Source organism: Mitsuaria sp. BK041 (assembly GCF_014193085.1).
In the GTDB taxonomy this organism is placed as follows: Bacteria; Pseudomonadota; Gammaproteobacteria; order Burkholderiales; family Burkholderiaceae_C; genus Roseateles.
The window spans coordinates 3,591,141-3,604,735 of record NZ_JACHYT010000001.1 but is presented as its reverse complement, the minus strand read 5'-3'; the positions used below and the strand labels follow the sequence as shown (position 1 = coordinate 3,604,735).

Genomic DNA, 13,595 nt, shown 5'->3' with positions numbered 1-13,595 from the left:
CCCCGTGCGCCTGGTGCTGTGCGCGGTCGGCCAGAAGATGCCGGCCTGGGCCGATGAGGCCTACGAGGATTTCGCCAAGCGCTTCCCGCCGGAGATGCGGCTGGAGCTCAAGGCGGTGAAGGCGGAACCGCGCACCACCGGCAAGTCGACCGAGCAGCTGATGGCGGCCGAGGCCCAGCGCCTGGACGCCGCCTGCCCGAAAGGAGCGCGGCGCGTGGTGCTCGACGAGCGCGGCGAGCGGGTCACCAGCAAGCAGCTCGCGCAGCGGCTGGAGACCTGGCGCGGCGACGGCCGCGATGTCGCGATCTTCATCGGCGGCCCCGATGGCCTGGACGACAGCATCAAGTCGCGCGCCGACGAGAAGCTGCGCCTCTCCGACCTGACCCTGCCGCACGCGTTCGTGCGCGTGCTGCTGGCCGAAGGCCTCTACCGCGCCTGGTCCGTGATGGAAGGGCACCCGTATCACCGCGAGTGAATCGTTCATGTCCGACGCCACTTCCGCCACCTCGGTTGCATCCGCCGCCTCCGCCGCTGCCTTCGACTTTCTCTACCTCGCGTCCCAGAGCCCGCGCCGCCGTCAGCTGCTAGAGCAGATCGGCGTGCGTCACGAGCTGCTGCTGCCCGGCGCCGACGAGGACGCGGAGGCGCTGGAGGCGGTGGTCGATGGCGAATCGCCGGACGACTACGTGACCCGCGTCACCGCCGCGAAGCTGCAGGCGGCGCTGCGCCGCCGCGCGTCGCGCGGCCTGCCGCCCGCGCCGGTGCTGTGCTCCGACACGACGGTCGCGCTGGGCGCGCTCATCCTGGGCAAGCCGGACGACGCGGACCATGCGGCGGCGATGCTCGCCCGCCTCTCCGGCCGGACGCACCGGGTGCTGACCGCCGTCGCGCTGGGTCTGCCGGACGGGCGCGTGCTCAGCGACGTCAACGTGTCGCAGGTGCGCTTCGCCGAGATCGGCCAGGACCGGCTGCGGGCCTACGTGGCCTCGGGCGAGCCGATGGGCAAGGCCGGCGCCTATGCGATACAAAGTCAGGCCGCGGCCTGGATCGAACACATCGCCGGCAGTTATTCGGGCATCATGGGCCTGCCGTTGTTCGAAACGGCCCGGTTGTTGCGGGAGGGCGGCTTCGAGGTCTGAGGCCGACGCGAGGACTGGAGACCCCCAGCAGGCGATCCGGAAGGCGACTCGAGCGTTGCCGCCAGCCCCGAGGCTGACGAGAGCGCTGGAGCACAAGAACATGGAAGACATCCTGATCAACTGGACCCCGCAGGAGACGCGGGTGGCCGTGGTCGAGAACGGGGCCGTGCAGGAACTGCACATCGAGCGCACGCTGGAACGCGGCCTCGTCGGCAACGTCTATCTCGGCAAGGTGGCGCGGGTGCTGCCCGGCATGCAGTCCGCCTTCATCGACATCGGCCTGGAGCGGGCGGCCTTCCTGCACGTGGCCGACCTGCACCTCAACGGCGTGAGCCCGCGCGGCCATCACGGCGAGAGTGGCCAGGCGACCCCGATCGAGCGCCTCGTCTACGAGGGCCAGGCCTTGACCGTGCAGGTCATCAAGGACCCGATCGGCACCAAGGGCGCCCGGCTGTCGACGCAGATCTCCATCGCGGGTCGGCTGCTGGTGCACCTGCCGCAGGACAATCACATCGGCATCTCCCAGAAGATCGGTTCGCCCGAGGCGCGCGACGCGCTGCGCGCGCGCATGCAGACGCTGGTCTCGGCCGGGGTCCAGGACGGCAACACCGGCGGCTTCATCCTGCGCACCAACGCCGAGGAGGCGAGCGATGAGGAGCTCGGCGCCGACATCGCCTACCTGCGCAAGACCTGGGCGTCGATCCGCGAGAAGTCGCTGCGCCTGCCGCCCGGCAGCCTGCTGTTCCAGGACCTGAGCCTGGTCGAACGCGTGCTGCGCGACCTGGCGAGCGAGCGGACCAACTCGATCCGCATCGACGCCAAGCTGCAGTACGACGTGGTGCGCCAGTTCGGCGAGACCTACATGCCGGCCGCCACGGCGAAGCTGGAGCTGTACCGGGGCGAGCGGCCGATCTTCGACCTGAACAACATCGACGCGGAGATCGCCCGGGCGCTGGCGCGGCGGGTGGACCTGAAGTCCGGCGGCTACCTGATCATCGACCAGACCGAGGCGATGACGACGATCGACGTGAACACCGGCGGCTTCGTCGGCGCGCGCAACTTCGACGACACGATCTTCAAGACCAACCTCGAGGCGGCCGGCGCGATCGCGCGGCAGCTGCGCCTGCGCAACCTGGGCGGCATCATCATCGTCGACTTCATCGACATGACGCGCGAGGAACACAAGACCGCGGTGCTGCAGGAGTTCCGCAAGCAGCTCAACCGCGACCGCACCAAGGTGACGGTGGGCGGCTTCACGCAGCTGGGCCTGGTCGAGCTGACGCGCAAGCGCACCCGCGAATCGCTGGCCCGCATGCTCTGCGAGCCGTGCCCCACCTGCGAGGCCCGCGGCCAGGTCAAGACCGCGCGAAGCATCTGCTACGAGATCATGCGGGAGATCCTGCGCGAATCGCGGCAGTTCAATCCCAGGGAGTTCCGCGTGGTCGCGGCGGCCAACGTGGTGGAGATGCTGCTCGACGAGGAAAGCCAGCACCTGGCCGGGCTGTCGGACTTCATCGGCAAGCCGATCTCACTGACCGCCGAGCCGACCAACCAGACCGAGCATTACGACATCGTCCTGATGTGAGCCGTCGCGGCCCAGCCGCGCGTCGCCACGAGCTGCGCCGGTCGCAGGGGCCAGGGGACGGTGGTGAGGCCTTCGTCGAAACCGCAGCAGGCCAGGGCCGCCGCCTGGTGCGCGGGCAGGGCGGCGACGTGGTCGTGGACCAGTCCGGCGCAGGCCGCCGCCGCCGCGAGCGCCGCGTTGCGCACGCCCATCGGCGACTGCTCCAGATAGGCCAGCGTCGACGGGGTGAGGCGCTCATGGACCTCGACGAAGGCCAGCCGCGACAGCGCCGGCGTCATGCAGTGCGGGTCCAGGTCGTCGGGGCCGAGCGAGTGGCCCAGTTGCCGCAAGGTCGCGAACAGCGCGTCGCGCAGGCGCAGGCCGCCGAGGCGGGCTTCATCGGACAGCATCCGCATGCCGGGCGCGAGGGCGCTGCTGTCGACGCGGAAGCCGCGGAACATCAGCAGCCCTGCCAGGCGCGCGGCGCCCAGGATCTGCGTCGGCGCGTGGGGCAGGCCGTCGTCCCCGACGAGCTGCGCCCGGACCAGGCGATGGAGATGGGCCGAGGCGGCGATGAAATGCTTGTAGGCGGTGCTGGTCATCGGGCGGTTCGTGTCGACGGCAAGGGCGGGGAAGGTGGCGAACCGCGAAGTCTGGGGGAGTTGTCCCCGGGCCAGCCATGGCCGAAGTTGAGGCCAGTGGCTTCGAGCCACCCGCATCGAGGGAGGGCACCGACCTGCATGGGCTGGCGCGTCGCTTGCCGACCGCTTTGCCCTTTGTAACCTCGCCGATTCGTAACAACCGCACAGGCCTCGGGCACAATCGGGCCTCCATTCGTTCCGCAAGCCGATGAGCACCAAGACGATTGCCTCCCCCTCCGCTCTTCTTCCTCAAGGCATGGGCGCGCTGACGCGCCGCGGACTGCTCGGTGGCCTGGCCGCCGGAGTGGCAATGCCTTCGCTGGCCCAGTTCCGGGTGGAGATCGCCGGTGTCGGCGCCACCCGGCTGCCGATCGCGATCAGCGACTTCAACAACGAGTCGGCCACCGGCCAGCCGCTGGCGGCGATCATCCGCGCCGACCTGGAGCGCAGCGGCCAGTTCAGCATCGTGCCCGGCCAGGCCGGCATGACCGAGACCTCCCAACCCCAGTTCGTCGACTGGCGCGCGCGCGCCGCCGACGCGCTGGCCGCGGGTTCCGCGACGCGGCTGGCCGACGGCCGCTTCGACGTGCGTTACCGCCTGTGGGACGTCGTCAAGGGCACCGAGCTGGGCAGCGAGAGCGTGCCGGTGGTCGCCGCGGACCTGCGCCTGGCGGCCCACAAGATCGCCGACGCCATCTACCAGAAGCTCACCGGCGAGCGCGGCGTCTTCGCGACCCGCCTGGTCTACGTGAACAAGGCCGGCCCGCGTTATTCGCTGCGGGTCTCCGACGCTGACGGCGAGGGCGAGCAGACCGTGCTCAACAGCCCGGAGGCGATCATCTCGCCGGCCTGGTCGCCGGACGGCAACGAGGTGGCCTACGTCAGCTTCGAGTCGCGCAAAGCGGTGGTCTGGATCCAGGACCTGCGCAGCGGCCGCCGTCGCAAGGTCGCCGACTTCCGCGGCACCAACAGCGCGCCGGCGTTCTCGCCCAACGGCCAGCAGCTGGTGGTGACGCTCTCGCGCGAGGGCGGCTCCCAGCTGTACCTGATCAACAAGGACGGCTCCGGCGCCAAGCGCCTGACGCAGACCTCGGCCATCGACACGGAAGCGACCTTCTCGCCCGACGGCGCGCAGATCTATTTCGTCAGCGACCGCGGCGGCGCCCCGCAGATCTACCGCATGCCCGCCGGCGGCGGCAGCGCGGAGCGGGTGACCTTCAGCGGCAACTACAACATCAGCCCGTCGATCAGCCCGGACGGCCGCACGCTGGCCTACGTGACCCGCGTCGGCGGCGGCACCTTCAAGCTGTGCGTGATGGACCTGGCCGGCGGCCAGGTGCAGCAGATCACCGACACCAGCGACGACGAGAGCCCGAGTTTCGCGCCCAACGGCAAGCTGATCGTCTACGCGACCCGCTCCGGCGGCCGCGACGTGCTGATGACCACCACGCTCGACGGCAAGGTCAAAGCCAAGCTCGCCACGCCCGGGGTTTCCGACATCCGCGAGCCCGCGTGGGGCCCGTTCGGGAACTGAGCGGCACAGGTGCCGGCCTTGCGTCCTGTCGAGAATCCCGAGGCTTTCGCAACGCCGGGCACATGGATTGCCTACGTTGGCGTCGCGCTTCGCCCGCCGCGTGCGAGCCATGAGCGCGACGTGTCGGACGACTGGCCGCCCGCGCGGGCCTGCCTCGCGGACCTCTCGGCCGATGCTTCACAATTGCTGTTTCCTGCGGCTTCACCGGCGGCGTAGTCCTACCGCCATGTCCTGCCCGTAACCCCCGCCCGCTTTGACCCATAGGAGCGTATGCCCATGAAAATCGAAAAACTGATGCTTGGCCTGGTGGCCGCGGCAGCCCTGACCGCCTGCAGCTCGACCAAGCTGGATGAGCCGGCCCCGGTCGAGAACAAGACCCCGACGCAGACCACCGCCCCGACCCCGCCGACCACCGACAACGCCGGTCAGCGTCCGGTGCAGACCGTGGACCTGGGCGCCCAGCTGGACGCGGCCGTGTCCAACCAGCGCGTCGTGTATTTCGACTTCGACAGCTTCGTCGTCAAGGACGAGTACCGCTCGCTGATCGAGAACCACGCCAAGCGCCTGAACAACAAGAAGACGCTGGCGCTGAGCCTGGAAGGCCATGCCGACGAGCGCGGCGGCCGCGAGTACAACCTGGCCCTGGGCCAGAAGCGCGCTGAAGCCGTCGCCAAGTCGCTGACGCTGCTGGGTGTGGCCGCCAACCAGGTCGAACCGGTGAGCTTCGGCAAGGAGCGTCCGGCCGACACCGGCCACAACGAGGAAGCCTGGGCCAAGAACCGCCGCGTCGAGCTGCGCGACAAGTAATCCGGTGACATGAGCATGCTGCGACCCCTCCGTTCCTTCCCCTCTTCGCCGACGGCCGTGGCGCGTGCCGCGCTGCTCGGCGTGCTGCTGGCGCTGAGCGCCGCCGGTCCCGCGCGGGCCGCGCTGTTCGAGGACGACGAGGCCCGCAAGGCCATCCTCGACCTGCGAACCAAGATGGCGCAGAACGAGGAGTCGCAGCGTGCCCGGATCTCGGATTTGCAGAACCAGCTCGAGACCGCCCGGCGCGGCCTGCTGGACCTCTCCGGCCAGATCGAGGCGCTGAAGTCGGACCTGGCCCGCATGCGCGGCCAGAACGAGCAGCTGGCGCGCGACCTGTCCGATACCCAGCGCAAGGTGGCCGACCAGTCGGCCACGCTCGACAACCGGCTGCGCCCGCTGGAGCCGCAGAAGGTGTCGCTGGACGGCAAGGAATTCCAGGCCGATCCGGAAGAGAAGCGCCAGTTCGATGCCGCGATGGGCCTGATCCGCCGCGGCGACTTCAATGAGGCGGTGTCCGCCTTCACCACCTTCCTGACCCGGTTCCCGGCGAGCGGCTATTCCGATTCGGTGCGCTTCTGGCTGGGCAATGCCCAATACGGCAAGCGCGACTACAAGGGCGCGATCGCGACCTTCAAGGCCTTCGTCGCCGCCAATCCGGATCACCCGCGCGCCGCGGAGAGCCTGCTGGCGATCGCCAACTGCCAGATCGAGCTCAAGGACACCAAGAGCGCCCGCAAGACGCTGGACGACCTGCAGAAGGCCTATCCCGGCAGCGAGGCGGCCCGGGCCGCCAAGGAACGCGCGGCCGGCCTGCGCTGAGCCGCGCCCCCGCGCGACCATCGTGAGCCTTGACACCGGGCACGGCCCCCTCGACCTGGAAGCGGACGCCGAGCGCCGCTTCGGCGGCCTGCGCCGGCTGCATGGCGAGCGCGACTACGCGCGGCTGCGCGCCGCGCGCTTCTGCGTCGTCGGCCTGGGCGGCGTGGGCTCCTGGGTGGTCGAGGCGCTGGCCCGCATGGGCGTGGCCCGCCTGGTGCTGGTCGACCTGGACCATGTCGCCGAATCCAACATCAACCGCCAGGTGCAGGCCCTGGGCAGCACGCTGGGCATGGCCAAGGCCGAGGCGCTGAAGCAGCGCATCGCCGACATCCATCCGGGTTGCGAGGTCCTCACCATCGAGGATTTCGTCGACGACCAGAACTGGCCCGCGCTGCTGGGCGACGTGCAGGTGGACGGCATCGTCGACGCCTGCGACCAGGTGCGCGCCAAGGCGCGGATCGCGGCCTGGGCGAGGGCCCTGCAGCTGCCGCAGGTCTGCATCGGCGCGGCCGGCGGCAAGCATCGGCCGCAGGACGTCGAGATCCTGGACCTGGCCGAGACCACGCACGATCCGCTGCTGGCCAACCTGCGTCAGCGGCTGCGCAAGTTCCATGCGGCGCCACGCGCCGGGAAGATGGGCGTGACCTGCGTGTTCTCGCGCGAGCCGGTCACCCGGCCGGAGGGCGTGGCGGCCTGCGACCTGGACGCCAACCTGAATTGCCATGGCTATGGCTCGAGCGTGGCGGTCACGGCCGGGTTCGGCATGGTCGCTGCGGCGGAGTTGGTGCGGCGCTATTTGAAGGCGCTTGCGCGATCGCAAAAATCCGTCCTATAATCTGAGGCTCTGCTGAGGGGCAAACACCTCGAAGCGACGTAGCGGAGGTCGGGGCAACCCGGCCTTCACTGCTTGAAGTGCGGCTTCGGGTCGTTAGCTCAGTCGGTAGAGCAGCGGACTTTTAATCCGTTGGTCGCAGGTTCGAATCCTGCACGACCCACCACCCACTTCGGATGGTTTTCTTGGGGGCTCTTAGCTCAGTTGGTAGAGCAGCGGACTCTTAATCCGTTGGTCGAAGGTTCGAATCCTTCAGGGCCCACCAACCGATCCTTGTCGGATCGTCGACATGAAAATCGCAACTCGCGTGCGATTCCTGGACGACGAAACGAAGTCAGCGAGGATTCGGTGCCAAGCGGACTGAATATCTGACATAATCGCCGCTTCGCCGGATTCAAGAGAATCCAGCGGAACGAAAAGATTCTCGGGCTCTTAGCTCAGTTGGTAGAGCAGCGGACTCTTAATCCGTTGGTCGAAGGTTCGAATCCTTCAGGGCCCACCAAATTCGCTCCGACATCGGATCACGACGCTGAATCGATCCCGGAGCCGCCAGCAAGGCGCCAAAAAGCATCAAAAGGCCGCAGCAACCGCTGCGGCCTTTTTTCTTTTCCGCTTGGCCTGAAGCTTGCGCCGCTTGGCGATTCAAGCGCGGGGGCGCACTGCGAGCTCCGGCAATTCCGTCGCGACGAGGCTGTGCCGCAACGGAGCCCGCTGCGCGCACTGCGCGCCGAGTCGATGCCGCTCCGTGCCGCGGAGCTTCACCAGCGGCGTGTCCTGGCGGCGCCCCCATCCGAGCAGGGCCAGCATCAACCGCCAACGGCGCCAGCCGGTGCGAGACTGGTAGAAGAAGGCCGAATCCTCCGCCGGCAGCAGATGCACGTTGAAGGGCCCGTCGCGTCGCAGCACGACGCGAGCCGCCACATGCATGACCAGGTAGTGCGGCCCATCGATGCCTGCCAGCAGGGCATCCCGCGCGTCGCCCAGCTGCGCGAGATAGGCGGTCTCGCCGTGGCGCATCGCTTGCCGCAACTCGGCCTCCCAGGCCAGCACGAATCGGTCGCCCGGTGGTGCCGCGAAGCACCAGTTCTCGAGGTAGGGCCAGGCCGCCGGCCCGCTGGCGCCGGCGTCCCCTGCGTTCAGGTGAAAGCCCGCGAATCCCCGCCGGCGCGTGGCCAGCGCGAGCAGCCAATCCGGCGAGCGCGTCAGGAACACGCTGGCATCGAGCCACAGCCCGCCATGTCGGCCGACCAGCGCGACACGCAACCAGTCCGCCTGCCGATAGGCCGGCCAGGCATCGAAGGCGCGAGGCAGCGGCAGCCCGTCGAGCGCCGCCAGCGCCGTGTCGCGGTGCAGCAGTCGGATCGTGTAGCCGGGCGCGTGGCGCCGCCAGTTCGCCACGCAGGCCGCGACGACCGCGGGAAGGTTGGCGTCATGCCAGTAGCTCCAGATGAGGCGCGGGACCGGGCGTCGGGGTGGCTCGACGAGCGCTCGGCTGGACCAGGTCTTGCGCCGGCCAGGGCTTCGCGCCCATAGGCGGTGGAGGCTGCCGGCGACCGGGCGCATCAGTTGCAGGAGTGCGGCGCAGATCTTGAATTTCATGGGCCTGCATGCTGGGCGAGCGCGCGGCGGCAGGACATGGCCTCGATCGGTCGACCTGGGCGTCCCTCTGACTCGGCATGAACGGCATTTCCTTCAATGGGCAGGTGGGCCTGCGGGTGTGGAGGTTCCGCCGCCCACCAGAGGCCTTTTCAGGCTGGGCTAGACTGCTCGGCCCGAGCGTCCGCCGCCCGTGCGCCCCGCTCGAGCGGGCGCTCCCGCCGTTCGCCCGTCCGTCCGTTTTCCGATCCCCCGGGTCCTCGCGACCCGCTCCGCCGCACGCCCATGTCCCAGATCCCAGAAGCCCAGCTGCTCCAGGCCTTGCAACAGGTCATCGACCCCAACACCGGTCGCGACTTCGTTTCGACGAAGCAGTTGCGCAACATGAAGATCGCCGGTGACACGGTCAGCTTCGATGTCGAGCTCGGCTATCCCGCGGCCAGCCAGATCGACGGCTTGCGCGCCGCGCTCGTGGCGGCGGCCCGCTCGGTGCCCGGCGTGGGCAACGTCAGCGTCGGGCTGAGCAGCAAGGTGATCGCGCACGCGGTGCAGCGCGGCGTGCAGCTGCTGCCGGGCGTGAAGAACATCATCGCCGTCGCCTCCGGCAAGGGCGGTGTCGGCAAGAGCACGACGGCGGCCAACCTGGCGCTGGCGCTGTCGGCCGAGGGCGCCACCGTCGGCCTGCTGGACGCCGACATCTACGGCCCCAGCCTGCCGCTGATGCTGGGCGTCCACGGCCGGCCGGAGAGCACCGACGGCCAGACGATGGAGCCGCTGGAGTCGCATGGGCTGCAGCTGATGTCGATCGGCTTCCTGGTCGAGGACGACCAGGCCATGGTCTGGCGCGGCCCGATGGCGACCCAGGCGCTGGAGCAGCTGCTGCGCCAGACGCGCTGGCGCGACCTGGACTACCTGGTCATCGACATGCCCCCGGGCACCGGCGACATCCAGCTCACGCTGTCGCAGCGCGTGCCCGTCAGCGGCGCGGTGATCGTCACCACGCCGCAGGACATCGCGCTGATCGACGCGAAGAAGGGCCTGAAGATGTTCGAGAAGGTCGGCGTGCCGATCCTGGGCATCGTCGAGAACATGGCCATCCACATCTGCAGCCACTGCGGCCATGCCGAGCACATCTTCGGCAGCGGTGGCGGCCAGCGCATGGCGGACCAGTACAGCCAGGAGCTGCTGGGCTCGCTGCCGCTGGCGCTGTCCATCCGCGAGCAGGCCGACAGCGGCAAGCCCACCGTCGTGGCCGAGCCAGACGGCCCGCATGCCCAGGCCTACCGCCAGATCGCCCGCAAGATCGCGGTGAAGCTGGCGGGGCAGGCCAAGGACTACTCGTCGAAATTCCCGACGATCACCATCTCGAAAAACACCTGACCCTCGCCGCCGGCTGCTGCAGCGCACAACGGTGCGCTCAGGAAAAACCTCTCCCATCCGTCGTGCGTCCTGCGGTTCGTCCTCTCGTCAAAGGGTGAGTCCGTATTGGACAAAGCCCGGGCTTTGTGCCGAAATACTTGGACGGACCGCGTGACGGTCGTGCAATTCACCCAGGTCGGCAACGGCGTCGAACCCAGGAGGCACACGAGATGGACATGAACCGGAGGCACTTCTTCCGGGTGAGCGGGGCGGCCGTGATGGGCTCCAGCCTCGTGGCCTTGGGGTTCTCTCCAAGCGCCGCACTGGCCGAGACGCGCCAGTTCAAGCTCGCCCGGGCAACCGAGACCCGCAACACCTGTCCCTACTGCTCGGTGGGCTGCGGGATCATCATGTACTCGCTGGGGGACAAGGCGAAGAACGTCACCCCGGAGATCATCCACATCGAGGGCGACCCGGACCACCCCGTCAATCGCGGCACCCTGTGCCCCAAGGGCGCGGGCCTGCTGGACTTCGTGCACAGCCCCAACCGGCTGAAGTACCCGGAGATCCGCGAGGCCGGATCCAAGGAGTGGAAGCGCGTCAGCTGGGACGAGGCGATGGACCGCTTCGTCAAGCTGCTCAAGGCGGACCGCGACGCCAACTTCATCGCCGCGAACGCCGATGGCAGGACGGTGAACCGCTGGCTCTCGACCGGCATGATCTGCGCCTCCGCGTCCTCGAACGAGTCGGGCTACATCACCCACAAGGCGATGCGCTCGACGGGGATGCTCGCGTTCGACAACCAGGCCCGCGTTTGACACGGACCGACGGTGGCCAGTCTGGCCCCGACGTTCGGTCGCGGTGCGATGACCAACCATTGGGTGGACATCAAGAACGCCGATCTCGTCCTGATCATGGGCGGCAATGCCGCCGAGGCCCACCCCTGCGGCTTCAAGTGGGTGATCGAGGCCAAGCACCACAACAAGGCCCGCTTGATCGTGGTCGACCCGCGCTTCACGCGCTCGGCGGCGATGAGCGACTACTACGCGCCCATCCGCGCGGGGTCTGACATCGCCTTCCTCGGCGGTGTCATCAATTACCTGCTGAGCAACGACAGGATCCAGAAGGAATACGTCCGCCATTACACCAACGCGACCTTCCTGATCAACGAGGGCTACAAGTTCGAGGACGGCCTCTTCTCCGGCTACGACGAGGCCAAGCGCGCCTACAACAACGCGTCCTGGGCCTATGAGATGGACGAGAAGGGCTTCGCCAAGGTCGACATGACGATGCAGCACCCGCGCTGCGTGCTCAACGTCATGAAGCAGCACTACGCGCGCTATACGCCGGAGAAGGTGAGCGAGATCTGCGGCACGCCCAAGGACAAGTTCCTGGAGGTCTGCAAGCAGATCGCCGAGACCTCGGTCCCCGGCAAGGTGATGACGGTGATGTACGCGCTGGGCTGGACGCAGCACAGCCAGGGCTCGCAGATCATCCGCACCGGCGCGCTGATGCAGCTGCTGCTGGGCAACATCGGCCAGCCGGGCGGCGGCATGAACGCGCTGCGCGGCCACAGCAACATCCAGGGCCTGACCGACCTGGGGCTGCTGTCGACCTCGCTGACGGGCTACATGTCGCTGGCCAAGGACTCGGAGCAGGACCTCGAGACCTACTACAAGACCCGCGCGCTCAAGCCGCTGCGTCCCAACCAGATGAGCTTCTGGCAGAACTATCCCAAGTTCTTCGTCAGCCAGCAGAAGGCCTGGTGGGGCAAGGCCGCGACCAAGGAGAACGACTGGGCCTTCCACTACCTGCCCAAGTGGGACAAGGGCTACGACGTGCTGCAGGCCTTCGAGCTGATGCACCAGGGCAAGGTCAACGGCTACATCTGCCAGGGCTTCAACCCGGTGGGCTCCTTCCCCAACAAGAAGAAGGTGGTCGAGAGCCTGTCCAAGCTGAAGTTCCTCGCCATCATCGACCCGCTCAACACGGAGACCGCCGAGTTCTGGAAGAACTACGGCGAGCACAACGACGTCAAGAGCGAGGAGATCCAGACGGTGGTGTTCCGCTTCCCGAGCACCTGCTTCGCGGAGGAGGAGGGCTCGCTGACCAACTCCGGCCGCTGGCTGCAGTGGCACTGGAAGGGCGCCGAGCCCCCCGGCGAGGCCAAGGGCGACGCCGAGATCATCGCGGAGATCTTCCTGCGCCTGCGCGCGCTGTACGTGAAGGACGGCGGCGCCTTCCCCGATCCGATCGTCAACCTGAGCTGGCCCTACAAGATCCCGCACAGCCCCTCGGCCGAGGAGCTGGCGATGGAATACAACGGCAAGGCGCTGGCCGACGTGACCGATCCGAAGGACCCGACCAAGGTCCTGGCCAAGGCGGGCGAGCAGCTGTCGGGCTTCGGCCTGCTGCGCGACGATGGCTCGACCTCCAGCGGCTGCTGGATCTACACCGGCTCGTGGACGCAGGCCGGCAACCAGATGGCGCGGCGCGACAACAGCGATCCGTGGGGCATCGGCCAGACGCTGAACTGGGCCTGGGCCTGGCCGGCGAACCGGCGCGTGCTCTACAACGCCGCCTCCTGCGACCCGACCGGCAAGCCATGGAATCCGAAGCGGCGGCTGGTGTCCTTCACCGACAAGTGGGGCGGCTCGGACGTGCCGGACATCCGGCCCGACGCCAATCCCAACGACGAGGACGCGGTGCGGCCCTTCATCATGACCGCCGAGGGCGTGGCGCGGCTGTTCGCGCCCAGCGGCATGGTGGACGGTCCGCTGCCGGAGCATTACGAGCCCTTCGAGTCGCCGCTGACGGTCAACCCGATGCACCCGAACAACGCCAAGGCGATGAACAACCCGGCGGGCCGGGTGTTCAAGGCCGACCGCGAGGCCTTCGGCAAGCCGGACAAGTTCCCGTACGTGGCGACCAGCTACCGGCTCACCGAGCACTTCCATTACTGGACCAAGAACGTGCGGACCAGCGCGGTGATCCAGCCGCAGCAGTTCGTGGAGATCGGCGAGGAACTCGCGAAGGAGAAGGGGATCGCCAATGGCGACCAGGTGAAGGTCAGTTCCAACCGCGGCTTCATCAAGGCCGTGGCGGTGGTGACCAAACGGGTGGCGTCGCTGGATGTCGGCGGCAAGCGGGTCCACACGGTGGGCCTGCCCAACCACTGGGGCTTCGTCGGCGTGGCCAAGCCCGGTTATCTGGTGAACACGCTGACCCCCTTCGTGGGCGATGCCAACACCCAGACGCCGGAGTTCAAGAGCTTCACCGTGAACATCGAAAAAGCTTGAGGAAC

General features: G+C 68.3%; 11 protein-coding genes and 3 tRNA genes. 12 read left to right on the top strand and 2 right to left on the bottom strand.

Annotated features, from left to right (window positions below; genetic code table 11):
• Positions 1–4: 4 nt before the first annotated feature.
• From rlmH to rng, 3 genes are all read left to right on the top strand, one after another.
• The gene (gene rlmH, locus FHT38_RS15295) at positions 5–475 is read left to right on the top strand and encodes a 23S rRNA (pseudouridine(1915)-N(3))-methyltransferase RlmH (protein WP_091734000.1); all 471 of its coding nucleotides are present in this window, start codon (positions 5–7) and stop codon (positions 473–475) included.
• Between the two features lie 7 nt (positions 476–482).
• Positions 483–1,139 carry a nucleoside triphosphate pyrophosphatase gene (locus tag FHT38_RS15290; protein WP_183492265.1) on the top strand — a complete coding sequence of 219 codons (657 nt, stop codon included), beginning with the start codon at positions 483–485 and terminating at the stop codon, positions 1,137–1,139.
• Positions 1,140–1,239: 100 nt separating this feature from the next.
• Positions 1,240–2,724, top strand: coding sequence for a ribonuclease G (gene rng, locus FHT38_RS15285; protein WP_091733996.1), 1,485 nt, complete (start codon positions 1,240–1,242; stop codon positions 2,722–2,724).
• Here rng and FHT38_RS15280 read toward each other — a convergent pair.
• Positions 2,703–3,305 carry a hypothetical protein gene (locus tag FHT38_RS15280; protein WP_183492264.1) on the bottom strand — a complete coding sequence of 201 codons (603 nt, stop codon included), beginning with the start codon at positions 3,303–3,305 and terminating at the stop codon, positions 2,703–2,705. The two genes, rng and FHT38_RS15280, sit on opposite strands and share 22 nt — an antisense overlap.
• 295 nt (positions 3,306–3,600) lie before the next feature.
• Between FHT38_RS15280 and tolB the strand changes: the two genes are divergently transcribed.
• From tolB to FHT38_RS15245, 7 genes are all read left to right on the top strand, one after another.
• Complete coding sequence (gene tolB / locus FHT38_RS15275) at positions 3,601–4,878, top strand: Tol-Pal system beta propeller repeat protein TolB (RefSeq protein ID WP_255488818.1); 1,278 nt, start codon at positions 3,601–3,603, stop codon at positions 4,876–4,878.
• Between the two features lie 276 nt (positions 4,879–5,154).
• Positions 5,155–5,685, top strand: coding sequence for a peptidoglycan-associated lipoprotein Pal (pal, locus tag FHT38_RS15270; RefSeq protein ID WP_183480897.1), 531 nt, complete (start codon positions 5,155–5,157; stop codon positions 5,683–5,685).
• A gap of 15 nt (positions 5,686–5,700) precedes the next feature.
• On the top strand, positions 5,701–6,504 hold the full coding sequence (gene ybgF / locus FHT38_RS15265) for a tol-pal system protein YbgF (protein WP_091734171.1): 804 nt from the start codon (positions 5,701–5,703) through the stop codon (positions 6,502–6,504).
• Between the two features lie 22 nt (positions 6,505–6,526).
• On the top strand, positions 6,527–7,339 hold the full coding sequence (locus tag FHT38_RS15260; protein ID WP_091733988.1) for a ThiF family adenylyltransferase: 813 nt from the start codon (positions 6,527–6,529) through the stop codon (positions 7,337–7,339).
• Between the two features lie 87 nt (positions 7,340–7,426).
• Positions 7,427–7,502 (top strand) — tRNA-Lys (locus FHT38_RS15255).
• A gap of 23 nt (positions 7,503–7,525) precedes the next feature.
• Positions 7,526–7,601, top strand: a tRNA-Lys gene (locus FHT38_RS15250).
• A gap of 161 nt (positions 7,602–7,762) precedes the next feature.
• Positions 7,763–7,838 (top strand) — tRNA-Lys (locus FHT38_RS15245).
• Positions 7,839–7,978: 140 nt separating this feature from the next.
• On the opposite strand, the gene FHT38_RS15240 is transcribed toward FHT38_RS15245, so the two are convergent.
• Positions 7,979–8,935 (bottom strand): glycosyltransferase family 32 protein, encoded by a 957-nt coding sequence (locus FHT38_RS15240; RefSeq protein WP_183492263.1) that lies wholly within the window; start codon positions 8,933–8,935, stop codon positions 7,979–7,981.
• A 282-nt stretch (positions 8,936–9,217) separates the two neighbouring features.
• On the opposite strand from FHT38_RS15240, the gene apbC reads away from it, so the two are divergent.
• Both apbC and fdnG read left to right on the top strand, forming a co-directional pair.
• A complete protein-coding gene (gene apbC, locus FHT38_RS15235; RefSeq protein ID WP_091733984.1) occupies positions 9,218–10,312 on the top strand; it encodes an iron-sulfur cluster carrier protein ApbC in 1,095 nt (364 codons plus the stop codon).
• A gap of 209 nt (positions 10,313–10,521) precedes the next feature.
• Complete coding sequence (gene fdnG, locus FHT38_RS15230; RefSeq protein ID WP_183492262.1) at positions 10,522–13,590, top strand: formate dehydrogenase-N subunit alpha; 3,069 nt, start codon at positions 10,522–10,524, stop codon at positions 13,588–13,590.
• The last annotated feature ends 5 nt before the right edge of the window (positions 13,591–13,595 follow it).